This window comes from Moheibacter stercoris, assembly GCF_040545805.1.
Classification (GTDB): domain Bacteria; phylum Bacteroidota; class Bacteroidia; order Flavobacteriales; family Weeksellaceae; genus Moheibacter; species Moheibacter stercoris.
This window is the reverse complement of record NZ_JBEPMO010000006.1, coordinates 55,620-81,007: the sequence shown is the minus strand read 5'-3', so window position 1 is coordinate 81,007 and position 25,388 is coordinate 55,620. Positions and strand designations below refer to the sequence as shown.

At 36.8% G+C, this 25,388-nt stretch carries 12 protein-coding genes and 1 other RNA gene; 7 read left to right on the top strand and 6 right to left on the bottom strand.

Going from position 1 to position 25,388, the window contains the following annotated elements; translation table 11 throughout:
• Window positions 1-3 precede the first annotated feature (3 nt).
• Entirely contained in the window at window positions 4-4,836 is a 4,833-nt protein-coding gene (locus ABID46_RS06770) for a DNA repair ATPase (protein ID WP_354508378.1), read from the top strand.
• 67 nt (window positions 4,837-4,903) lie between these two features.
• Window positions 4,904-5,251, top strand: coding sequence for a hypothetical protein (locus ABID46_RS06765; RefSeq protein ID WP_354508376.1), 348 nt, complete (start codon window positions 4,904-4,906; stop codon window positions 5,249-5,251).
• Window positions 5,252-5,339: 88 nt separating this feature from the next.
• On the opposite strand, the gene ABID46_RS06760 is transcribed toward ABID46_RS06765, so the two are convergent.
• The 3 genes from ABID46_RS06760 to ABID46_RS06750 all read right to left on the bottom strand — a co-directional run bounded on the left by ABID46_RS06760 (window position 5,340) and on the right by ABID46_RS06750 (window position 7,170).
• The gene (locus ABID46_RS06760) at window positions 5,340-5,483 is read right to left on the bottom strand and encodes a hypothetical protein (RefSeq protein ID WP_354508374.1); all 144 of its coding nucleotides are present in this window, start codon (window positions 5,481-5,483) and stop codon (window positions 5,340-5,342) included.
• An 85-nt stretch (window positions 5,484-5,568) separates the two neighbouring features.
• The gene (locus ABID46_RS06755) at window positions 5,569-6,729 is read right to left on the bottom strand and encodes a trans-sulfuration enzyme family protein (protein ID WP_354508372.1); all 1,161 of its coding nucleotides are present in this window, start codon (window positions 6,727-6,729) and stop codon (window positions 5,569-5,571) included.
• Between the two features lie 3 nt (window positions 6,730-6,732).
• Entirely contained in the window at window positions 6,733-7,170 is a 438-nt protein-coding gene (locus ABID46_RS06750; protein WP_354508370.1) for an OsmC family protein, read from the bottom strand.
• 106 nt (window positions 7,171-7,276) lie between these two features.
• Between ABID46_RS06750 and metX the strand changes: the two genes are divergently transcribed.
• The 3 genes from metX (at window position 7,277) to ABID46_RS06735 (ending at window position 9,040) form a co-directional block, all read left to right on the top strand.
• Window positions 7,277-8,308, top strand: coding sequence for a homoserine O-acetyltransferase MetX (gene metX / locus ABID46_RS06745; protein ID WP_354508368.1), 1,032 nt, complete (start codon window positions 7,277-7,279; stop codon window positions 8,306-8,308).
• 7 nt (window positions 8,309-8,315) lie between these two features.
• Window positions 8,316-8,630, top strand: an RNA gene (gene rnpB / locus ABID46_RS06740) — RNase P RNA component class A.
• A gap of 92 nt (window positions 8,631-8,722) precedes the next feature.
• Window positions 8,723-9,040, top strand: a complete 318-nt coding sequence (locus ABID46_RS06735) for a hypothetical protein (protein WP_354508366.1) — start codon at window positions 8,723-8,725, stop codon at window positions 9,038-9,040.
• Between the two features lie 53 nt (window positions 9,041-9,093).
• On the opposite strand, the gene ABID46_RS06730 is transcribed toward ABID46_RS06735, so the two are convergent.
• The 3 genes from ABID46_RS06730 to ABID46_RS06720 form a co-directional block, all read right to left on the bottom strand.
• Window positions 9,094-14,685, bottom strand: a complete 5,592-nt coding sequence (locus tag ABID46_RS06730) for an alpha-2-macroglobulin family protein (RefSeq protein ID WP_354508364.1) — start codon at window positions 14,683-14,685, stop codon at window positions 9,094-9,096.
• A 147-nt stretch (window positions 14,686-14,832) separates the two neighbouring features.
• Window positions 14,833-15,381, bottom strand: coding sequence for a YciE/YciF ferroxidase family protein (locus tag ABID46_RS06725; RefSeq protein WP_354508362.1), 549 nt, complete (start codon window positions 15,379-15,381; stop codon window positions 14,833-14,835).
• An 85-nt stretch (window positions 15,382-15,466) separates the two neighbouring features.
• Window positions 15,467-16,243, bottom strand: coding sequence for a UbiA prenyltransferase family protein (locus tag ABID46_RS06720; protein ID WP_354508360.1), 777 nt, complete (start codon window positions 16,241-16,243; stop codon window positions 15,467-15,469).
• Window positions 16,244-16,400: 157 nt separating this feature from the next.
• Here ABID46_RS06720 and ABID46_RS06715 point away from each other — a divergent pair, with 157 nt between their 5' ends.
• Both ABID46_RS06715 and ABID46_RS06710 read left to right on the top strand, forming a co-directional pair.
• Window positions 16,401-21,293 (top strand): hypothetical protein, encoded by a 4,893-nt coding sequence (locus tag ABID46_RS06715; protein WP_354508358.1) that lies wholly within the window; start codon window positions 16,401-16,403, stop codon window positions 21,291-21,293.
• Between the two features lie 18 nt (window positions 21,294-21,311).
• Entirely contained in the window at window positions 21,312-25,319 is a 4,008-nt protein-coding gene (locus tag ABID46_RS06710; protein WP_354508356.1) for a hypothetical protein, read from the top strand.
• The last annotated feature ends 69 nt before the right edge of the window (window positions 25,320-25,388 follow it).

Below are 25,388 nucleotides of genomic sequence, written 5' to 3'. Positions count from 1 at the left end.
ACTATGCAAGAAAACACAAATCAACATATACAACTCGATTCCGGAACCTACGAAATCATCAAAAAGCGACTTCATACCCAGAAGGAAGAATTGGTCAATCGACTGAATTCCTTAAATGAAGCTCGAAAAGAAGTTTTCAATTCCACGAATTTCGTCTTAAAATCCAATCAACGAATCTCTACAGAAAATACCTGTGTAGCACGTGGAATCGTTGCGCTGAACGATATATGCATATTTGGATATAACGTTCATTTCGGATTGCGAACCGAAATCAAATTGGAGGATGTTTTTAGTATATATCAGTTCGATGGTTCGCAGTTCATTCCACAATCTTTGGATTTAATCAACGATGAGAATTTCCTGACAGACTATCAAAACTTATACAAATACTACCGAGATTCCATTTTCTCAAGATTTCGACTGACAGAAAATTATTTGTATATGATTTTCCAAATCAGCAAAAGTCCAGACGATTTAAAAGCCTTCAAATGGTTGATTAAAGATGGAAAACTTATTTATCAGGACGACCGAAGCATTCACGAAGTGCGCTTACCTGAACAATTTGAATTCGCTTGGAACAAAACCAATCTAGAAGATCGTCGATTGGGTAAATTTTCCCACATTTCGATTTTAGATAAAGTTTTCATTGAAGCACTTCACGGCGATATTACCTTCAAAATCGAAGACAATACCGATTCTGGCAAAGGAATTTATTCCGAAAAAGTAAGCAATGTCGACCAACAATTGGACGATGCCGAATATTACTATGCCGATTTAGGCAATATGATTGCCATTCGAATTAAACCTTATCAGGAAGATTTTCGAGCTTATATTTTCAATCAACGAACCAAGGAAGTCATCAATTTACCGTCCTTGAATTCTTCGGCAATTTTGTTGCCAGACAACCAAGGGATCATTTTCAACAACGGATATTACCTACAAAATGGGACGCATAAGGTTTTCGATATTGATTTAGAAAATCTAAGTTTCCTGCGTAAAATTGCTTCACCAAACGGAGAAGATTTTCTCTATGTTTTTGCGCAAAAGGAAACCAATACCTTTGTTTTATTGTCCTATAACATCATCCAGCAATCCGTTGAAACACCGATTATTTGCAATGGATTCACGATTTTCAAAGACGGAAGTTTGATTTATTTCCGAACCGAAGAAGAAGCAACCCGTCATCACCAAGTGCAAATTTGGGAAACGCCGTATATGGCAGTTTTAAAAGAGAATGAATCGCGAAAAGATGATCCATTATACAAAGTAGGAAACAAGCAAATTGTACAAGCGATGGCCGAGGCGCAAGAGGTCGTTTTGCTCATCAACAAAGAAGATAGTTACGAAGGATTGTACGAAGATATCCTCAAAAAATCGGGGTCTTTGGTGGATTCCTATTTCTGGATCAAGGATGATTCGCTGAATAATTTAGGCGAACCTTTGGCGCAAATCAAAGAAATTGCCAATACGGCGATTGATGAATTTGTCAAAGTTCAGGCGCAACGCAAACACGCAACCGAACTTTTGGAGGTTTCAGAAAAGAAATTGGAAGATCTAACATTTGAACTCAACAGCACAATTATTGAGACTTTGGATCAATTGGTCAATCAATTGGCCAGTGCACGTAGGTTGCAAGGTGAATTCATCGATTTGAAAAATGTTCGCTATATGAATAGTGAAAAAGTAGATGAGTTATTAGCCGATTTGAATGAGAAATCGGAAGATTTATCGGAAAAAACCATTGAATTCCTTTTACGTGACGAAGCTTTATTGCCATACGAACAGAAAGTAATTGAACAAAAGCAGAAAGTCGAAGAAATCACCAAAGTTTTTGATGCCAAAGCGGTGGAAGAAATCAATACGTCTATTTCTACCGAATTGGAATTATTGATTGACATTCTGAACAGTTTAAAAATTGAAGATGCGACGCAAACGACAAAAATCATTGAGAAAATATCTTTGATTTTTGCTTCGCTAAATGAAGTTCGTGCGCAATTAACCCGCAAATTGAATTCCCTTAAAAGTAGCGAAGCCATTGCGGAGTTTGGTGCGCAAATGACTTTGTTGGAGCAATCGGTGACGAACTTTTTGGAACTTTCGACTACAGCAGAAAAGGTGGACGAATATTACACCAAAATAGTTGTTCAATTAGAAGAATTGGAAAGTAAATTTTCCGAATTCGATGATTTTGCTTTGAAAATTGCCGACAAACGCGATGAGGTCATCAAGGCATTCAATTCGCGGCGAGAACAAATCGTTGAGCAAATCAACAAACGAACTTCTTCTTTGGAGCAAATTGGATTACGCGTTTTGAAAAACATCGAAAACAAATCCAAAACTTTTGGTTCACGTGAAGATATTTTAAGCTTTTTCGCTTCCGATTTGATGGTCGATAAAATTCGTCAATTGATTGCCGATTTGAAAAATCTTCAAGACGTTTCCAAAGCGGAAAATTTAGAAAACTTACTCAAAAAATCCCAAGAAGATGCTTTGCGAATTCTTCGTGATAAAACCGAATTATACGTTGACGGACAAAATATCATCGCACTTGGGAAGCATAAATTCGCGGTTAACAATCAGTCATTAAGCTTGACGTTGATCAACCGAAATGGCGAAATGTTTTTCCATTTAACGGGAACAAATTTTTACCAAAAAGTCAAAAATTCCGAACTCGAAAATTTCAAAGATATTTGGGATCAGGAAGTAATTTCCGAAACAAAAGATGTCTATCGAGCCGAATTTTTAACCTATAAAACTTTCCTAGAATCAAAAGGAAAATCCGATTTCAATGCGGAACAATTCATCAATCAAACCATTGAGCAAAATTATTCGGAGAATTATGTAAAAGGTGTGCACAATTTTGATGCGTTGAAGATTTATGAAGCCATTCATTCGATGGATGAAAAACTGGATTTGTTGCGATACGATGCGCATTTACGTGCGGTTGCTCAAATTTTCTGGCATTCTTTGTCCGATGAGAAACGCACGAAACTACAAGCCTTGATGCATTCCACGAATTTGGTTTTAAAATCATTTCCAAAATCAAATCGCTATCAAAACTTATTGGATCAAATCGCAGACGAATTCCAAAGTTGGGAAACTTCTTTGGATACAGTTGGAATTGATTCAAAAGAAATCGCTACTTATTTGTTCAAAACGCTTACCCTATACGGAAAATTTGCTTTCAGCGAATCAGCCGATCATTTGAAACAAGAATTCCTTCGTGAATTGGAAAAGAAGAAAACTTTGAAAGAATTTCAAGCTGATTTGGTTAACGAGCAATTCAGTACAGAAGATCAATTTCATTTGATTTTGAATTGGTTGAATTCTTATTTAGACGAACATTCTGAAGCGGAAAAATACCGAAAATACATAGAAGAAACAGCGACCCATTTGCTTTTCCCGAAAGACGAATACGAACTGATTTTTGGAAAAGATCAACTTGAAATTAAAGACTTAAAAGGAAACCATTCGGTTTTAGACAACGGAAACCTAATTCTTGACTACCATGCTTTCATTCATAAGTTACATCATTTTACTACTGTTCGAGTTCCTTTATTCGATTCTTTTCTAAAATTGAAAAATGAGATCAGTAAAAACTATGAAAAGGAATTGAAAATCAATGAATTTGAACCCAAAGTATTGACTTCCTTTGTTCGAAATAAATTGATCAACGAAGTTTATTTCCCATTGATTGGAAATAATTTAGCCAAGCAATTGGGTGCGGCGGGAGATAATAAACGCACCGCCCGAATGGGAATGTTGCTCTTGATTTCGCCTCCAGGTTATGGGAAAACGACCTTGATGGAATATTTGGCCAAAACAATGGGCTTGCATTTTGTGAAAATCAACGGACCAACGATTGGTCATTCCATTACGTCGATTGATCCTGTGGAAGCCAAAACTTCAGGCGAACGTGAAGAATTGAAAAAAATCAATTTGGCGTTTGAAATGGCCGATAATGTGATGTTGTATTTGGACGATATTCAGCATTTGAATTCGGAGTTTTTACAGAAATTCATTTCGCTTGCTGACGGTCAACGTAAAATTGATGGAATTTTTGAAGGCGAAAGCAAAACCTATGACCTTCGTGGAAAGCGTTTCTGCATTGTGATGGCAGGAAACCCATATACTGAAAGCGGTTCCAAATTCCAAATTCCAGATATGTTGGCCAACCGTGCCGATGTCTACAATTTGGGAGATGTGATTGGCGATACAGAACATTTGTTCAATTTAAGTTTGATTGAAAATGCCGCCATTGAAAATCCGCATTTGGAGAAAATTGCCAGCAAATCTTTCAAAGATTTTTATGCCTTAATTGATTTTGTGCAAACCAATGCCGAGCAATTACCCGATTTGGAAGGAAATTATTTGAAACAAGAAGTTGATGATTTCATTGCGGTTTTGAAACATATTTTGAAAATCCGTTCGGTGGTCGTAAAAGTCAACCAAAACTATATTCTTTCTGCTTCGATGCAGGATTCGTATCGTACAGAACCACCGTTCAAAATGCAAGGTTCTTATCGAAATATGAGCAAATTGGTGACGCAAGTTGTTCCAATGATGAACGAAAAGGAAATCGATGAATTACTCTTAGCACATTACGAGAGTGAATCCCAAACTTTGACAGCCGATACCGAAAGCAATTTGTTGAAGCTCAAAGAAATCGCTGGATTATTGACTGAATCCGAACAAAAACGTTGGGAAGAAATCAAAGAGATTTTCAAGAAAAACAACAAACACGGCGGATTGGCAAAAGACGATAAAGTCTTTGGTCAGCTGATGGAATTCAACGAAAACCTCGAAGGAATCATCAAAGCCATAAAAGGGAAATAAAATAATGAAATTCAAGTTGTTGATAGTTATTTTGATATTCTTTAATTTATTCAGTTGTAGAGAAAATTTGGACACAGAATATCAATTTTTTCCAAAAAAAGAATTAAAAGAAGGTCGAAAGTTGATGGTATTTTCAATTATGGAAGGTGCCAATGAGAAATATTTTGAAGGGAATTTTTATACGGATGATTTGAAAGTTTTAAATAAAATGAAAAATCAGTGGAAATTGAATAAAAGAAGTGATATTATGCCTTGTGGTTACACGCATAAGTTAGTTTTTGCAGATGAGTATAGAACCCTAAATGAAATTGAAATTAATTTAGAATGTGAATATGCTTCTGGTTGGATTTATTTCCCAAAGGAATACCTACTTAAGTATGAATCCAAATTCAAAAAACTATCTTCTGAAGAATAATTAATTCTTAAAACATAAAACTAATTAAATTAGGTATTTCACGAATCGTTCCTACGGGATTTAACGATTATCGTCAACTTGATTCTACCTACGAAATATCCCTACGGGATAAATTCAATAAATCAATAATGGTCATACCATTTACCGTTCCGTAGGAACGATTGGTCGGTAAATAAAATAGATAAAACATAGATTTCGTTCCATAGGAACGTTTCGTGAAAATTATTTCCAAGAATTAAAAAACCACACAGGTTTTCAAAACCTATGTGGTTTAATAAAAATAAATATCTTAATACTTAATACTTACGTCTTAATACTTAATTCAAAGCCTGCAAAATATCCTTCAAAATATCCTCCCGATGTTCCAATCCCACCGAAATTCGTATCAATCCAGGTGTAATTCCTACTTTCATTCGTTCTTCTTCGGTTAGTTTGGCGTGGGTCGTACTCGCAGGATGCGAAGCAATGCTTCGTGTATCGCCCAAATTCGCAGTCAAGGATAAAATCTGCAATTTGTCCAAGAATTTTCTTCCTGCTTCCAATCCTCCTTTTAAGTTGAAAACTACTAATCCACCACCATTTTTCATTTGCTTTTTCGCAATTTCATATTGCGGATGGGAGGGCAGTTCCGGATATTTCAACCAATCAATTGCTGGATGATTTTCCAATTTTTCCGCTAAGAATTTCGCATTGGATGCGTGTCTTTCCATTCGCACGTCCAAAGTTTCCAAACTTTTGCTCAAAATCCACGCATTAAAAGGGGAAAGGGCAGGACCAGTACTTCGGCTGAACAAATAGATTTCGTGAATCAAATCCTTTTTTCCACAAATAATTCCGCCCAAAACGCGACCTTGACCATCAATCCATTTCGTTCCGGAATGCACGATGATATCTGCTCCAAATTCTTTAGGTGTTTGAATGATCGGTGTTGCAAAACAATTATCGACCACAAAAATGAGGTTATGTTTTTTGGCAATTTCTCCAACCATTTCCAAATCGATGATATCTAATCCTGGATTGGTTGGTGTTTCTAAGAAAATCATTTTCGTGGTTTCATCTATCGCATTTTCCCATTCTTCAGCGGTCGCGTTGACTGGAACATATTTGTGGGAAATTCCATATTTCGGTAAATATTTCGTGAAAACGGTATGCGTACTTCCAAAAATCGCATTGCAACTTAAGATAGAGTCTCCTTGTTTCAAAAGCGACATAAACGTCGCAAACATCGCGGCCATTCCCGATGCAACTGCATAAGCGGATTCGGTTCCTTCCAAAATCGTCATTTTATCTTGGAGTTCTTTGGTGTTCGGATTGATGAATCGACTGTAAATATTCGCATCGATTTCGTCGGCAAAAACAGCTCGCATTTCTTCCGCATTTTCGTAGGTGAAACTACTCGTTAGAAAAATCGGATTGGAATGTTCCTTTTCGGAAGTTGGACCTAATTGGGTACGGATGGCTTGAGTTATTTTGTCCATTGGTTAATCGTTCAATGAAACACTATAACTCACTTCTGCGCCTGCTCTACGAAGGGTTTCCAAAACAGAACAATATTTGTCAACCGATAATTCTGCAGCTCGATGCGCTTTGGTTTCATCTAAATCACCTTTTAAATGGTAATCGATTCGAACTTTTTTCCACAACGCGGGTGTAACATCTTGTTCTCTTTCGCCCGAAACGATGACTTTTAATTCTGAAAATTCTTGACGCTGTTTTCCTAAAATCATTACAATATCGATTGCACTACAAGCTCCACAAGCCATTAAAAGACTCAACATTGGACCAATAGTGCGATTTTGCGATACAGGAATTGCATCATTCGCTTCGCGATCTGATTTAAACGTAATTTGATTTCCGTGAGCATCTTCGGCTATATAGGTATCACTTGCGTGGTGATAATTGACTATTATTTCTACCATTTTTTGTGTGTTTCTAATTCCTTGCAATTTAAGGTTTCCCAGTATATTTGTACGAATTCTAGGAGGAGAAAATTTTGTCGAAACCTAGATTTGATTAACACACAAAATGAAAAAATTATATACTCATAAAAACTCATTTCTTTTGGAAAAGGGTGCAATTTTGCCCGAAATCGAAATTGCTTATCATACCTATGGTGAATTAAATTCCACGAAAACAAATGTGGTTTGGATTTGCCACGCCTTGACGGCTTCCTCTGATGCTGCAGATTGGTGGGATGGCTTGGTAGGTTCGGGGAAAGTCATCGATACCGACCGATATTTCGTGGTTTGCGCCAATATTTTGGGAAGTTGTTATGGTTCTACGGGACCGACTAGTATGAATCCGAATACCCAAGGAAAATATGGAAAAGATTTTCCTTGGGTAACGATTCGGGATTTGGTCAAAGCACATCAACTTTTGAAAGCCCATTTGGGAATTGAAAAGATTCAATTGTTGATGGGAGGAAGTATGGGTGGCTATCAAGTCTTGGAATGGGCTGTAATGGAATCCGAAGCTATCCAAAATATGTTTTTGATTGCTACTTCGGCAGAAGAAAGTGCTTGGGGAAAAGCAATTCATACGGCGCAACGAATGGCTATTTCGGCTGATCCAAATTGGGACAAAGGAGAAATTGGAATAGGTGACGCTGGATTGAAAGCCGCACGTGGAATTGGGATGTTGACCTATCGAAATTATGCCTTATTCAAAGAATTGCAATCTGATACTGATTTGGAAATCATTCAAAATCATCGCGCTTCGACCTATATTCAGTACCAAGGTCAGAAATTAGCCGACCGATTTGATGCATTGACCTATTATAAATTAACCGAATTGATGGATACGCATCAATTGGCAAGAGGAAGAGCAAATTCTGTTCAAGAAATTCTTGAGGAAATTTCGCAAGAAACATTAATTATGGGCATTTCATCCGATATATTATGTCCGCCTGCCGAACAAAAATTTTTAGCCGAACATCTATCCAATTCCGTTTATTACGAAATTGATTCCTCTTATGGACACGATGGATTTTTAATTGAATCGGAAAAAATAGGAAATATATTATTGAACTGGATTCAAGAGAAGAAAGTATTTGCGTAAATTTGCACCAGCAAGTCGCTTTGTCGCTTTCCGTTTCGGCGGGAGGAGGAAAGTCCGGACACCATAGAGCAGCATAGCGGGTAACGCCCGTCATCCGCCTCGGCGGATAGGACAAGTGCAACAGAAAGGATGTACAGTTCGGCTGTAGTGAAATCAGGTAAACTCTATGTGGTGCAATGCCATGTATATCGGTAGTTAAGGGTTGCTCGCCCGTTGCCGAGGGGTAGGCAGTTTGATCTTGTTGGTAACAACAAGGCTAGATAAATGACAAAGACTTAATGCAAATTGAGTACAGAATCCGGCTTATAGACTTGCTATTTTTTTTCTTTGGGTTTTAATTGAGAAATTTTTTATTCATTTTTTCATTTATTTTATTAGATTTGAAATTAGTTAACTATAACAAGATCTTTTATTATGAAAAAAATTATTGCAATTATGGCATTGGCTGCGGCGCCTGTTTTATTTGCTCAGCAAAAGAGAGTAGATGCTCAGCCTCAGGCTTCATCTTTGGATGCAACTACTTCTAAAACAAAAGCAGAATCAATCAAACAAGAAGAATTGAAAAAGAGAGAAGCAGAAGCTGTATCTAAAAAAGCTGAAGATTCAAAAGCTCTAGAAGCGAAGAAAGCTGAATCTAGCAGAAACGTGAACAAAGTAATAGCTCCTCAATCTTTGAAAGAAGAATCAAGTAGAAAAGCTTCTACTGCAGCTCCAGCAAAAACAACTAAGTAATTAGAAAATGTAAATAAAAAATCCGGTGATTATCACCGGATTTTTTTTTGCTTTTATTTGACGTTTACTCGTTTTCCTGGAGTTATGGCATAGATGGAATTATCATACATTGCCTCTGTATACATCGAAGGTAAATAGAAATTACCGCGATAAGTTGCATTTAACAATACCGTAATGGAAACTTGCTGAGCAGCTCTTAGATCAAAATAGGAATACACGCGATCATCTCTGAAATCTTGATATTTCAATCCTAAATTTTGAAAAGAAGTAGCTTGATTGTTCAGTCTTGTATTGATAATTTCCCATCCTGATGGGAACATTTGAGTCAATGCTAATTCTTTGTAATTGCCTAGCATTCCAGGATTGGAAATCGTTACGATACATTTGAAATCTGTTCCTTGAGGCAAGTTCGTAGGGTCAATTACCTCATTGTCTCGATTGTAATAGACTACACTCATGTTCAGATTTTTATTTTCTTGAGGGATAGTTTCGCTCATACTTACACCCGTTCGAACCAATTCCGCAAATAATACCGTTCCCGAATTGTCTTTGATTGAGAAATTTCCTGCCATTTCTGGAAGGTCTACGGTTACAAAGGATTTTTCAGAAGTTACAGTTGAACTTTTTCCATTGATTACTACCGTAGCATTGATGGATTTTCCAATTTTGTTTTTTCCTAAATATTCAGCGATTGCCATTAAAGAATAAGCCGTAGTTTGGGTGCTATACCAGCTATTAGAATTTAGTCTGGAGGCTAAACTTTTCAATACGATCAATCCCTTTTCTCTTTCACCCAAAAGAGTCAAAGTTTCCAAAATCATTGCTTCATCTCTCAAGGAAGATCCATAGGTATATTCGTTGAATTTGTATTCTTTCACTTTTGTATCCAATTTGGAAACCAATTTTTTAGCAATCGCATCTTGACCAACTTGCTTATAAGAAGCCGCCAAACGCCAAATTGTAGATAGATTGGTCTTTTTCTCTTTGAGGCGATTCATCAAGCCCATTTCGGGTTTCCCTGCCAATGCAAGCGTATACAAGCGATAGGCTTGGTCCAAATCATTGTAATAATATTGTTCATTGTATCCGTTCCAATCTTTTGATACTTTTTGCTGGAACTTTATCATTCCATCTTTTAATCCAGCTGGAAGAGCGTATCCGAGTGATTCAGCTTTTAAAACGAAATGAAGAGCATAGGTGGTTGACCATTGATTGGATTCTCCATTTCCAGGCCAATAGCCCAAACCACCACTTGGATTTTGGTAGGATTTGAATTTTTTCAAAACTTCTTGAACATTATTTTGAATATCTCTTTTCTGCTTTTCTGTCAAATTGGTCAACTTATCCAAATATAACTGAGGAAATGCACTGGATGTGATTTGTTCCAAACATCCATGCGGATATTGGATGAGGTAACCTAAACGTTCATCCAAATTTAAATTGGGAACATTGGATAATACCAATTTTGTATCGGTTGTTCCAGTCATTCCAAAGGGAGAATAGTTCATCGCCCAAGACTGATTTCTTTGAATTTCCTTAGTGTCTGTAAAAGTCATAGGAGGATTGGGACTTCTGACTTCAATTTCTATGGCTTCAGACGTTTTTTCAGAACCTGAAACAGTATTGACAGTTAGAGTCGCTTTGCCTAATTTTTCAGAAACTTTAATGGTGAAATTGGCTAATTGATCTCCAATTTTCCCGAAATTCAGAGATTTATTATTCCCATCAACGAATTGAATTAAATCATTGGATTTAACCGATACATTTACATTTTTGACATGATTTTCCATGGCAAATACATTGATTGGCAACGTGATTTCGTCTCCAGGATTTAATACGCGTGGAATTGTGGTTAGTGTCATGAGCGGTTGTTTCACCTTCATGATTTTCTCCGTACTTCCAAAGCTAGGTCCATTGGCTGCTACAACCATCACTTTGACTGAACCAACATAATTTTCCATTTTCAATTGATGAGTTTTCGATTCTCCCTTTCCAATCGTAAAAGGACCAATAAAACTCACAACTGGTTTGAATCGGTTGATTTTTTCTTTATTCGAATTTGCCAATGCTTGGTCTCCACCAATGGTGAATACGCTTTCAATTCGTCCACCATAAGCACCCAAGACATAATTAAAAATATCCCAAGTATTCACGCCCAAAGCTTGTTTTTGGTTGAAATGACCATAAATATCAGGTGTTTTGTAATTGGTGATATCCAATAAACCTTCGTCCACAACAGCCAAAGTGTAGGTCATCGGCTTGCCTGATTTTTCTGAAACCGAAACGGTGAAATTGGCATTAGGACGGATGGATTCAGGAGATTTGATAACAGGATTTAGTCGTCTATCAGGATTTTCAACTTGAATAGGAATTACACCATACATTCTGATGGGACGATCATTTTCTGTTGCACTATGAGGCTGAATTAAACTAATGTTAACATAAAAATTAGGAGCCATTTCGGGAGTGATTTTGATGTCAAACTGTGTTTGTCCGTCCTTTGTATCAATCCATTTTCTATCTAGGACTTTAACTCCATTTTCAAAGCTTAGCATCGCACGACCTTCAACCGAAGACGGAATGGTTAGTTGAGCAATTTCGCCAACTTCATAGGAAGTTTTGTCTGCCTTAAATGTTAAGATTGCTGCACTTTCTGATTTTCCATCAGATCGACTTCTCCAATCTGGCCAATCGATCCAAATGGTTTTTCCTGCGGCGTGACCACTTTCCTGATCCACAACTCTGATGAAATAATTACCGTAATCGTCATTTGGAATATTCAACGTAAAGAATCCTTTTCCATCTTCTGTAGATACTATTTTTTCTTGTTTCAAAAATTCATAGGAACGATTGACATAATAGGCCAAATCGTTTTGATTGGAATTGTACCACCATGAATTTTTGATTTTATAAATGAAAACCTTTAGGTTGTTTTTTGAAATAGGATTTCCTCTAAAGTCAACGGAAGCAATATTAATTCGATGATTTTTTCCCGTTTCCAACATTTCGTAGTAATCATTATTGGTTGGAATTTCTAAGCCAACATAAGAATTATAAGGAGAAAAATCTTTGGTTACATACGAAGTGCTAAAGTCACCGCCAGTTTCAAATACCTTGGTGAAAATTCCTAATTTAAGCATACCTGGTGAGGGATTGCTGAAATTAATATTGGTTGGAATATTGGCTTCGCCTGAACTATTCAAAGCACCCTCAAATAGGGTCAATTCTTGCAGTGGAAAAGATCTTGAAGGATCTGTAAAGGTGTATTTAGGGAAATTTTTAAACGATGTTTCGTCTGTAAACAATGTTCCCGTTATGGTTGCTTTTAAATTTTGAGCTTCAGCACCACTTAGCCAATTGGATTTAATTTTAAATCCGTCTCCTGAACTTGATTTTGTCAAAATTTCGGAAGGGAAGAGGGTGTTGATTTTTAATCGATTGGGTTTGATGGTTTCAATTTTCAAGGATTTATGGAAGTTCATTCCACCTACTTTTACGATAGCCGACCAATTTCCTGTTTTCGCATCAACAGGAGTTTCCATTTCAAAAGTGTAAAAACCGTTGATAGGATTGGTATTGACTTTTCGTTGCATCAATTGACCATCGGGACTTTTTAATTCCATAATGGCAGGTTGCTCATTGGAAATTTGAGTCAAAGATTGGTACATCACAAAAGTTAAGTGCATTTTGTCGCCAGGTCTCCAAACACCTCGTTCTCCATATATAAATCCACCCAAACCAGTGGATGAGGATTCGCCTTCCACATCAAAATTGGCCAAGGATAAAGAAGAACCATTGTCAACTTTTACATATCCTTTTTGGTTGTTTTTTTCAGCAATTACCAAAAAAGGTTTACGAGTTAAAGCGAAATTCGCAAAACCTTTTCCGTCCGTACTTCCTTCTCCAACTAATTGGTTTTGCAAATCATAGGCTTTGATCGTGACGTTTTCCATGGGTTCAGCCGAAATAATATCGGTTATGGCAACTTGAGCAATTTTATCTTTCCCCAATTTAAAATTAATTCCCAAATTACTAGCCAACACATTCTTGCTGACATTTTTATCTGATGTATAATAGGAAACGGTGCATGGATTATCGCGGTCTTGCCAATTGTATCCTTCGGGATAATAATAATCGTAGTCGTAATAATCGTAATAACCATCATAACCATATTCGTACATTTCAGAATCTTTGTAAAATTCATCTTCTTTGGGTTCAAGACTGGTTAAAAATTCGCTTGAATTACCTGCACAAGGATAAGCAGCAAATTTTTGATCAAACTTGAATTCGATATTGTAAATGGCTCCAGGTTCTGGTTCAATGAACTTGGACAATTCCAATTGATAAACATTCATTTCGTTGCTATTGAAGTTTTCAGAATTGCTAATTGGAATTACCTTGGATAGAACTTTTTTCCCAACAGGTTTCAAATTGTTGACTTGATCGTATTGATTGTATTGAAAGAATTGGTGAATGTTATTTTCATAGATTTTTGTAATCTCAACCCGAACAGCGTTTAAACCAACGGCTTGAAAAGGTAGATTTACTTTTCCGTCGGCCGAAGGGATGATATTTCCACTGCCTATGAATTTTACTTGCGGATGTAGGTTGATAAGATTGATGGTTTCTTTGATAGGTTGGCTAAGTTTATTCCCGTATGAACTCGCAATTCCTGGGAAGAACTGAATGGCATATTCGCCCCCAATTTTTTTCGATGTATAAATTTTTAATTCATTTCCATTGATAATGGTTGATTTGATGTAGCTGCCCGATGAATTTCCGTAATAATCATTGGATTCTTCGCTTTTGTCGGTTTTCGTAATTTCAATCAATCCATCTAGAAACAAATCAGTTTGCAGTGCTTCTGAAAAATTAACGGAAATGTATTGTTCCGGATAGGAAACAGCTTTGATTTGGGTTATACTGAAATTTCCTTTTTCTGGAACTGTGAATTCGGAAGTTAGATTTTTCTCTGCATAAATTGAACTACCTTTCCATTTTAGGGTTAAATTTTCTGGTTTTGCTTTGGCGTAAATTCCATTGATAGTGAAACGATGACTACGTTGACTTTGAGAATGATCCCAGCTAACAGGTAATGCTTTTCCATCGTAAGAAACGGTTAGCATCTTGGAAATATCTTGGGATTTAGCAATATCTGAAGTGAAAAGATCTCCTGTAAATTGATAATTTCCTTGACCATCCTGAGAATCTTGCAAACCTTCTAAAGTAACCGAAAAGTCTTGTTTTTTGGCCTGAAATTGAAATTCAAATGTTTTTAATTCATTTGGGATTTTGGGATAAATAGGTGATAAGTCCAATTTTCCTGTATAGATTTCCCCTTGATTCAATTTTTTATCTGGCCTAAATTCTAGGGTAAAATTGTCAACTAAGTAAGTTTTTCCATTGATAGAAGGCGAAAATTTGAAAATTTCTTTTTTTAATGATTGATCTTCATTGATTTCCAAAGGGATTTCAGCTTGAAGAATCACTTTTATGGTACCTTGAGTTGAAATTAATCCAGAAGAATAAGCCGAAACATAGGCAGCGAACTCAGGATTAACTTCCATTAATTTGGATTCTTTTTCTGATTTACAACCGATAAGAATCAAAGAAGAAATAAGAAAAAGAGAAAGTAAGTTTTTCATTCGTTTGAATATTTAAGTTTAAAGATAGGAATAATTCTTAAAGAATTGTTAAAATTTTTACATATGTTCATACAAAAAAGGAACATAGCCTAAATAGTTATATTCCTTTTAATCAAATTATAAACGGATAAATTATTCGTTTGTATATTACTTATCTGCTTTTAAATTAATTTCAGATGTTGCCAATTTGGATAGTAGTTTATCAGCCGCTTTTTCTTGTTTCAAGATTGATTTGATCAAATCTCTCGCTTCTTTGTGTTTGAGAACTTTGGCATAGGCCACCATGGTTCCATAGGATGCAATTTCATAATGTTCAACTTTTTGACAAGCCGCAATAATTCCGGCGTCACGAACTGGACCTGGTTCAGTACTTTCGAGAATTCCTTCCCCTTCATCCAAGATACCTTGTATCGCATCGCATTTTTCCTCCTCAGCTTTTACTTTGATAGATTTGAATGCTTCTTTGATGATTTTAACGTGTTCTTTTGTTTCTACCAAATGATCTTCCAATGCTGTTTTCAATTTGGCAGATGTCGCATTTTTGATCATTTTAGGCAATGCATCTTTCACCGCATTTTCAGCCCAAAGCGCATCTTTTAAACAATCTTCAAATAAATCATCCAAGGTTTTTGCTGCATCTTTTTTTGCTGCAACTTTCGGCGCATCTTTTTTTGGGGTTGCTTTTTTCGTAGCCATATTAAGTTAATTTTGGGGTTATGACCTTAAAATTACCAATTAAAACAGTTAATCGATTCGTTCTCAATTAAAGTTTAATAAAAATTTAAGAGAGTAGATAAAAGAGAAGAGGTAGAATCGAACAAGCTTCCATCCAAAATGAATAATAGAAATTCTTTCTTTTGGTTGATGAAAATAAAACCAATGTGATAGAAATTGCCAATGTTATCAACCAAGAAATTCCAAAAGGACTCAATATTTCTACATCGATTCCCAATAAAATTCCACTTAGGATCAAACTTGAAATGGCTAAATATTTCGCATATTGAATTCCAATCAATTGAGGAATTGTTTTCAATTCTTTTGAGTCGGTTGGATAATCTCGGATATCGAAAGGAATGGTAATTCCAACGACAAAAAAGAACACCGAAGCAAATAGGGCATAATGTTGCAGCAAAGAATGATGAACGACTAGAAGCAATCCAATGGAACTTCCCGCCCAAACAAAAGCAATCAAAAATAACTTCAAAAACGGAATCGCTCGTAATCCCAAACCTTTAAAAGGCAAGGAATAACAAAAACTGATGAATCCTAATATGCCTAAATACAAAAAGGTTTTCAACTCGAATCCTCTTAGCAAAACACAAATGATGGTTCCTAGGCTTCCCAAAATGGTTAAGAAAACGCGCCCGCGATTTTTTGGATTTAGGAAATCTTCGATTGTGCTAATGCGGGTGAAATTGTAAATCGCTAAAGTCCCAAAAAAGGCAATTCCCCAAACGGAATAAAAGATTTCATACAAGTTCAATTGAAAAAATACCACCAAAGCAGTGAAGCAAAGCGCCACCCAAATGTTGGTTTGTATAATAAGTTTTTGAAACATTCATTCAAAGATATTTCAATTAGGAAAATTCCTCTCGCAAAATCAGGAAAAATACCTTGTTAAATTTTGTAAACAATTGACGTTTAATGCGTAATTTTATAGATAGATTAAAAAAATCTGCTTAAACCTCTACTAATTTATACTTAATACCAATGCAATGGGCGCAATTATTTCCCCAGAAATACTCCAAAAAACCTTGTATAATTTGGATGTTTCTACCGATGAAAAAAGAGAACAAATCAATCAATTGGTCTCTCATTTACAAAAATCTACTCTTCAATTTTCGAGTATTGAAACTCCCACAATCGAATCGAAATCTCGTATTAAACGAAAAATTCAGAATTCATCTTTTCTAAAAAAGATTGCTAAAAATCTTATTGTTACAGAAAATCCTGAATTTGAAGTTATTAAACGTGAAAAACTAGCGGATTTAATTCAAATTCCTACTCAGTTTAGTGATTTTCATTTCAATCCAAAACCCGAAATGACTTTGGGGCCATTTCCAACGATTTCGGGTTCCGAAGTGTATTTTGATTTTATACGTTATCAGCAAGTTTCGAGTATCAGAATGTCCAATTCTACTACACCGATTCTGTATATTTCAGTGAAAATTACGCGAAATCTTCTTGGTCCAAATTCCATTGAGGAAATTAAATTGCCCAAAGGAAGTGTTTGGATCAATGCAAATTATTTAGGAGTTCAGGCTCCTGGGAAGACCTTCGTTGGGGTGAAAATTAAATCGGGTAAAATTAATTTTCGTGTTCCTGTAACGCCCAACAATGGAGAAATCATCGTCAATCAATTGAATCTGTTTTCACTCGAATTGAATTTGGACAATGATGTTGAAATGGGAAATGATGATTCCTATGGATTGGATGCGCAAAAAATGAAGCTTGGATTTTCTCCTCAAATGAGATTTAATTTTCAACGAGGGAAACTTTCCTTGGCGCAAATGCAAGAAGTAAATGTGGAGGTCTTTGGTGATTCCAAAAATTTTCAAGTCAGCCGCAAGTTCCAACTTGACGCCAAAGAAAATAACCTATTTTTAGATTTAACTCCGACTACAGATAATGAGTTCCAAATTCGGGATAGTTCATCTCCTTTTTTTCAAATAGAAGGACAATCTGCTATACAGAAATCGCAATGGCATTTTACAACTAGATTAATTGAGAATGGCCAAACAATACCCGTTGAAAGAAACGGATACATTTATCAACTTCTTAAAAATGGACTGAAAACCCATTGGAAAGGCTTGGACACACAATCCAAAGTTGAGCTTCAACAACCATCACTCCGAATGATGCCTGGATATATAATGTTAAATGATGAAAAGGCGAAATTTTCTCAGCTTACCGAAAACTATCATTTGTGGCAACGCAAGGCAAATCCAGACGAGGAAGATTCTGAAATTTATGATATGGAAGCCAATTTGGATTTTTCATCGCACAATAATTTTGTTTTTGTTTCTGATTCCAAGGGAGCTGAAATAATTGGTGCAAATGCAGATGTGGATTTTCTGATCGATAAACCTATCCAAGCAAATGGTCAAGTTTTGGCGCCAAAAATGCTAAAAACCACCTACATCAAAACAGCGAAAAAGGATAATTTCACGGTTCAAGTTTTAGGTGCAAATCCTTACAAAGATTTGGTACAAAAACATCAATTTGTACTAGAAAATGCTTTTATTGCCACAAGTCCATTGGTGAATTTGCATCTGTCAGGTCATTATAATTCCAACAATGAATTGACCCAAGGAAACTTACGAATGGGTTTTGATTTGATTCGACTAATTCCTTCTTTGCCGCATCCGTATACAGGTAGAGTTCGTTACCACAGCAAATACAATTATGATATATACACCAATCAATACGAAGGTCAATTAATTGATTTTGGCGATTTAATTTCGACTTGTTCTTGGGAAGAAAAGAATGATTTTCGTGAGGTAAATGTCGATTTCAAAATGAACCAACATTTACTAGCTCCCGATTCGGTTGATCAAAATTATGATGAATCGGAAATAGATACTAGAAAAGGTTTTCTAGAGGAAGTCAATCGAAGAAGGATGGAAATTTTCACCCTTTTTGATGTCAGTACCAAGGAAGATCATTTGGGTGTTTCCTTGTCATTTGGAAATTTGCGCGCGATGATGAGCGAAACCAATACCATTTCCCAAACCGGAGAAAATTCTGTTCAGATTGATCGAATGAATTTACGTGCTCCAATGACTTTGTTGAATGGTATGACTTTGCCTCAAACTACTTGGGAACCTTTTATCAATGAAACAATTTCAGAAAATCCAGATGATCCTTATCCAGGATATTTGACCTTGTCCAATAATCAATATCCGACGGTTTTTTATCAAACCGATCATCAATTCATAAAAATCAATCCGCAGGAATATATTGTAAAATTCCAGAAAAATTTAAAACCCAAACCCAATGAAATGATTTCTACGGAAAGTGCAAAAGAAGGACGAATTTTCTTCTCCTTGCCCAACGGGAAATTATCCTTGGCTCAATTGGTTCGGTTTGACAAAGAAAAACTCACTTTCAACGCCAAACATTTAGAGTTCATTCAGCCGAATTTTGACTATCAAACAAGCAGTTTACAAGGTGGAATTCAATACCGAATTTCAGCCTACGCGCCCGAAGCGCCCACTGCGCCGCCGACTTTGAAGGGGATGACCGTTCAATTGCGAAATATTACCAATGATATAGGAAAGAGTGTGTTAAGCGAAACGGTGCATCTAATCTTTGAAAATGTTTATAACATAGGACCCAATAATATTTTAGGTGTTCCAGTTACCCATATTGATTTTTCAGGATATGGTGCGTCAACTTTTAGTGATTGGAAACGACCCAAAGCGAAATATGCTTCCATTGCTCAAGCGAAATTTAATATGATTCGCGGTCGACTTGGACACGAAATCATTCAAGCGGTTAGTATGATTTATCCGTATGGAGTTTGCGCGACTCGTACCATCAGTTTCTTCCGTCGTAACAATTCTGTTATTTATCGGGAAGATTCAGGATGGGTGGCCCAAAGCGATGGATTGTTCAATTTTAATGTGGTGAATGAAGTCGATGGATTTGAGTTTGATAGTTTAATGGATTTCCATCCTGGATTGTTCAAAGGAGTATATGGGGTTGAAAACATCAAAGAAGTTTCAGGAGATTATATCACAATGGAATACTTCCTGCAACAAGGAGATTACTATAAACCTACGCCTACAACTGTAGCGATTTATCCTGGTGGGAATTTGAAAATGAAGGCGAAATTCATTGGAGTTACCTTTGATGCAGATGCTTTGGTGGAAAATTCGGAAGGATTTGAAAAGCATAAGGTCACGGGTAAAAAGTTCAAAGGATACTTACAAATTGAACCCGAAGGCGTACCTGTTCCACCGCGAATTATGGCTGAATTACTCGAAAGATGCGGCGATTCTTTGGGTGGAAATGTTGATTGCGAAGTAAATATCGCCGAATCGGGTCAAAGATTAAAAGCCAATCGCGTTGACATCACTCGATCGACTCAAAATGTTTATGAACCTGTATTTATTGGTACCGTTCGAGGTTCCGTACGCCTGCCCAAAGAAGGAAGTTGGAGTATGGTAGAAGTGGATCAATCGGGGAATGTTGGAAATTTAGCAGACGATAAAAATATTTCCGTGATTCGTAAAGGATTGAGAAAGAAAAATAAAATAGAAATGGAAATTCAGAACGAATCTTCTGAAGCCAAAATTGCTTTTCCCGATGCTTTGTTAAACAATGATATTCAAAAAACCTATGGAATTCTGCAAAACACAGAAAACCAAAAAATCTTATTTCGCGATCCATTTTTGAAGAAAGGGCAAGTAGGAAAATTATGGACCAATTATAAATCGGTTTTGGCTGATTCCTTTCATTTATTGGACAGCAAAGGACCTTTTCCAAATGTTGAAAAAGCCATTGAAATTCTGAATGATTCTCAGGTTTTGGATGTTCTTCCAAATTCCGAAGGAATTAAAAAAGTCATCAATTATACCTTACCCGATCAGTTCAAATGTAATTTGGTGGGTAAAGAAGGAGATCCATTCCGAATTTACATCAAATACGAAAGCAAAGAATCCGACAATACCTTGGTTAACTATGTGACCGATTCCCTTTCGGGAGGTGATAAATGGAAAAACGAAATGAATAATTTGAGCATTTTGGTTAATCTTTCCATTTTCGAACCTTTGCTTACAATCACTGGAAATTTTCAATCGGGAATTTCAGTGAAACCATCGCTCGAGAAAGGAAATGTTCCCCAATTGAAATTCAACAAAGAATTGGAAACGATTTATCAGATTCTGGAATTCTTGGACGAACTAAGTATGGACAAACCCGTTGAGGCAGTCAAAAAAGGCTTGAAAATCGCGATGAGTAATTCTTCCGATGCTTGGGAATACAAATTCAAAGCGAGTAAGGAAATTTCTTTGGTGCGTTTTCCGTTTGATCCTGTGAATTATAATTCGCCAACAACACCGCTCAAAATGGAAGCATTTTTCCGAGTGGGTTGTTATTTCAATCAACCGATTGTCATCCCAAAAACCATCAATCAACTCAAACCTTCTGCAGGTGCATTTATGGAATTGGGAGCGGAATTACGTGTGATGTGCGTTTCCTTGGCTGCTGCAACCATTTATGCTGTTGGAAAAGCGGAAGTTGGATTGGCAGCCGATTTGAACAATCCGCCAGCGCTCTATTTTAAATTTGGTTTTGGAGTGGAACTCAGCGTTGGTTTACCTGTAATTGGTAGTGTTTCGATTATGTATATGGTCGGAATTGACATCAAAATCAACAACAATGTAGTGGTGGGCGCTTATCTCTATTTCCGTGGTAGAGCCGAAATCGCGGGTGGTTTGGTGACAATTACCATCGCTATCGAAGCCAAAGGAAGTATCGAAAAAATTGGCAACGGACCTACCAATTGTATTGCCTCTTGCACCTTTGCACTCGACATCAGTATTGCCTTTGTCATCAACTTGAGTTTTACCGAAACTTGGGAAGAAAAACGCCAAATCTCCTAACTACTTAATCTGACTATTATGGAACCGATCCTTTTAAGTTTATTAACTTTTCCTCAAAAATATGAAGACGGAATTCTGTATTTCAATATCTTACTAATTCCAAGAAATATCAATCCCTTAACGCCTTTGAAAGCTGGATTGCCTGCATTTGTCGATGCGAATTTTCAATTTGAAACACATATCATCAATACTTTGGATGGCCCACCGATTCGGACCAATGTCACGAATACCTATTCGCCTGAAATCCTTACCAATTCTTCTGATTTACGAGAAGTTTGGATGGCTTTAAAAGATCAAATTGAAAAATCTGAACAAGTAAAAGTAGATGATGGTGAAACCGCCAATCCCAATGGGAAATTTGAAGCGGAAGCTGAAAAATATAAAAATGTTTCGATCAAGAAATATTTACCAGAAACCTATCGAAAAGCATTCAATTTCACTAAAGCCAGAACCAAATATGCCGTTTTGGATGACGAATATGAATGTGCTGTGAAGAATAAAAAACCGCAATTGGTCGATACAAGCACCGATCGCAACTTGATTTCTTGGGGGAAATTGGTGGCTTTTTGTTTACGAAATCCCAAATTAGCGGAAAAAGCAGGACTCATTTACCGATGTTCGATCCCCATTTCAGAAGATGAATTCAATGAAGGCGGATGGATGTTTACCGAATTTGCTCCTTCGGCTGATTTTGACCAAGTCGGACTGTTGAAATACGCAGCCAGAATTCCTGCATTGAAAGAAATTCGCGAAAACGAAGATGCTGAAAATCGCAAACGAAATTTATTTGCAGCAGTTGTTTTTCCGATTTCAGAAAATCCAGGTGTTTTTGCAGGTTTTGACCGAATTATGGCGGAAGCAATTCAATATGATGATGGCTTTGCCAAAATTGTGCATTCGCGTCAGCCGATCAACCAAGATTTTTTACAAGAAACCGACAAATCTAATCCGCCACAAATGGATTTTGGGGTGCAACTAGGATGGGACGATGAGCAACTTTCCATTTGGTACAATAGACAGATGCTTCGAAAAGAAGAGATTTCAGACGAATTTGTTGATACACCCTTGGGCGTTTTTGCCTATGCAATTGATGTGCGCGAATCAAAAGAAGGACAATGGAAATCCCAAAATAGCGTAGTGGCCAATGGCGATATTTTATTGAACGGTCAAGTTCCGCTGATGCAAAGAAATGAAGCACTCGAAATGGGAACAGAAGTTCACCCGATTTCTCACGGAAATTCTGTTGAGGACGGATTTTGGTTGCCAATGTATTATACGAATTGGATCGGAAAATCCTTGGCGATTCCAGACAAAGACGGACAAGAAATAAACAATCCTGAATTTGCGCAAACTCGCGTTTTCAATTCCACCGAAAATGCCCAGAAACTTCTTCCGAAACCTACTTTTTATCCGTATTCACAAGAAGAATCCGAAGCTTTGGAATTGCGTTATGGCATAGATTATCAATTCAGAGTTCGCTTGATGGATTTAACAGGTGGAGCCGCTTCCACTTCCGATGAACCCTTGAATGGCGGACAAAGCAATGTTTCTGAAATTCATTTTAAACGTCATATTGCAGCCGCTGCGATGCAGATCTTGAATGTGGAAAAAACCTTCAATTCACAAAGTTTTACAAATGATGGAATCCCCATCCAAGAAATCAATACAAGTATTTTAGAAAATTTGGTCGATGAAAGCAATCCAGTTTTGCGTTTCAAACGTCCGTTGTTGAGTTATCCGGCAGTTGTTTTCACGGGAAAATACAACGATCCAATTACCGATTTGAAAAATATTCTTCGAAACAATAATTCACCCAATCAGGATTCCAAACAAATTGGATTATTTGATCCTGATGTAGATTATATCAAAGTCAAAGTAGAGGTGAAGACCTTGGAAATGGACAATGTAAATTCCGAAAACGGAAAAGAACCTTATGTGAAATTGTATGAAAAAGAATTTCAGTTGCTTTCTTCCACCAATGATTATAGCCAAACTTTTGATTTGAATATTGTCTATCAAGATGATAAACAATTGAATTTTGTAACGGGATTTGATAATCAAGGAGCAGATAACGAATTGATTTTGCCTACTGCGCGAAATCTACGAATTACAATTTCCCCGATAATTAGTCAAGCCGATAATGATTATGCGGATGATTCGGTTCGAGAAGGGAAATCCATCGTTTTGACTTCTTTCAAGGCTTCACAAGTTGAACGAAATTTACTTTCACCAATTAAAGGCGGTTTCAAAGCATTTTACTTGCAGCCTACCAACGAATTTACCGCCATTAATGTCAATAAACCAACGACTGTTTCGCAAAGTTATTTGGTGGTGAAACAAGCCAAAGATTCGATTGAATTGACCAAAATAGCCGAAGAATTGAATTTAGAAACTCGGGGGATGACTTTATTGGGAACCGAAGGACATCGCGTTCATTTCGGTTGTAGTAAAGAGATTCGTCATTCGCTTGCGCCAGATTCTTCGTCTTTGATGATTTCGGAGAATTCAGAATTGTTCAACCAATGGATTTCTGCAGTTGATTTTAGTATTCAGCGCGATTGGGCTTGGGACGCATTGAAATTGGAAAGTATTTCCATTTATCGTTCCCATAAAAACGAAAAAGACAATGAATACGGAGAGGAATATTTAGCTGGAACTGTTCGAATTTTTGATACGGCCAATATGCAATTCATAAAAGGAGATGTTCAGCGAGATCATACGCGATTTGTGTTTTTGGACGCCATCGATCCGAAATTAATCAACAAGAAATTTCCAGACGAAATTTATGTGAAGTATCGAATTCAAGCCAATTTTAGAGAAGAATTCGAAGGAATTCCAAAAGACAAAGATTTTGAAGCAACCTTGCATTTACCGATTACAACGATTCCGCAACAAGTTCCCAAATTGGTTTCGGCTGGTATGGCACTTTCGCCTTATACTTATGATACAGAAAAATATTCCTATTCCAATTCGCGTCAACGCTTTTTGTGGTTGGAATTTGAAGAACCTCCGATCAATCCAGATGATACCTATTATGTTCGTGTGTTAAACAATGCACCCGATCCTTTGTTGTGCAGAATTAGTGAGGAATTGATTCAGTTTGAAAACCAAGATAAGCCGTTTCATTTGGATGCCGAAAAGATGCGCATCATAGTTCCTGGAATGGATAATGATTATGGTGGAATTGGTTTGATGCAAGAATTAATTCCAGAAAATACGCCCAATGGAAGACCTGGGACGATTTATATGGTGCCTCTTCCCGTTGGTATGCACGCCAATAGCGATGAATTGTTTGGGTTTTTTACCTATGAAATTCGAGTAGGGCATAAGAAAGAATTTTGGAGTACTTCCCAAGCCAGATATGGAAGACCTTTGAAAGTGAATTCTGTTCAACATCCTGCGCCAGAATTGATTTGCAATGCCTATCGAAATACCAAGGGAACTTCCGAATATCAGATCGTTAAAGGTCAAAATGTTATTAAAAAAATCAAACGAAAAGAATTGGTCATTACAGCGCCTTTTGCCAATGCCGTTTTGAATGGGAAAAATGTGGCAGCCTTTCCGCCTCAAACGAGTCTTTGGTATTTGTTATACACCCAAGTTTTACAAGCGGATGGAAAGTCGTATCGAAACTTATTAATCGACTCGGGGAATATTCCCTATAAGGTTCGAAAAAATAAGATTTCGTCTCAATTTAATTCGAGTTTTGAGAAGGAAGATGGAACAAGATATGGTGTTGCGTATATCCCAATAAAAGAAATTCAAGAGAAATTGGTGAAACTCAATTTGTCGAAATCCAATCCTATCAGCGTATTGACGGTAGAGATGTTTCCAATGGATAATGAATGGCAATTTTTGCCTCGCAAAGGAAGCGAGTATAATGGAGAACTTGAAGATCGTGTGTTTGTGGAAAAATTCAGGAATCAAAAATTGTATAATCCGTTGACTGAACATCTCGGTTCCTACCGTATTTATCGTTCTTCGCCATTGGTTTCAGTAGAAGATATTTGTTGCGATGATTGTTAATTATTGTGGAGGTTTTAGGAAGCTCAAGTTTATCAACAATGGTTGATAAAGATTAGTAATTAGTTCGGT

Excerpts from the sequence above, each read along its gene's own strand:
- metX (WP_354508368.1), top strand. The coding sequence starts at position 7,277 with ATGAAAAAATTATATACTCATAAAAACTCATTTCTTTTGGAAAAGGGT.
- ABID46_RS06755 (WP_354508372.1), bottom strand. The coding sequence starts at position 6,729 with ATGGACAAAATAACTCAAGCCATCCGTACCCAATTAGGTCCAACTTCC.
- ABID46_RS06715 (WP_354508358.1), top strand. The coding sequence starts at position 16,401 with ATGGGCGCAATTATTTCCCCAGAAATACTCCAAAAAACCTTGTATAAT.
- ABID46_RS06725 (WP_354508362.1), bottom strand. The coding sequence starts at position 15,381 with ATGGCTACGAAAAAAGCAACCCCAAAAAAAGATGCGCCGAAAGTTGCA.
- ABID46_RS06735 (WP_354508366.1), top strand. The coding sequence starts at position 8,723 with ATGAAAAAAATTATTGCAATTATGGCATTGGCTGCGGCGCCTGTTTTA.
- ABID46_RS06730 (WP_354508364.1), bottom strand. The coding sequence starts at position 14,685 with ATGAAAAACTTACTTTCTCTTTTTCTTATTTCTTCTTTGATTCTTATC.
- ABID46_RS06720 (WP_354508360.1), bottom strand. The coding sequence starts at position 16,243 with ATGTTTCAAAAACTTATTATACAAACCAACATTTGGGTGGCGCTTTGC.
- ABID46_RS06750 (WP_354508370.1), bottom strand. The coding sequence starts at position 7,170 with ATGGTAGAAATAATAGTCAATTATCACCACGCAAGTGATACCTATATA.
- ABID46_RS06710 (WP_354508356.1), top strand. The coding sequence starts at position 21,312 with ATGGAACCGATCCTTTTAAGTTTATTAACTTTTCCTCAAAAATATGAA.
- ABID46_RS06770 (WP_354508378.1), top strand. The coding sequence starts at position 4 with ATGCAAGAAAACACAAATCAACATATACAACTCGATTCCGGAACCTAC.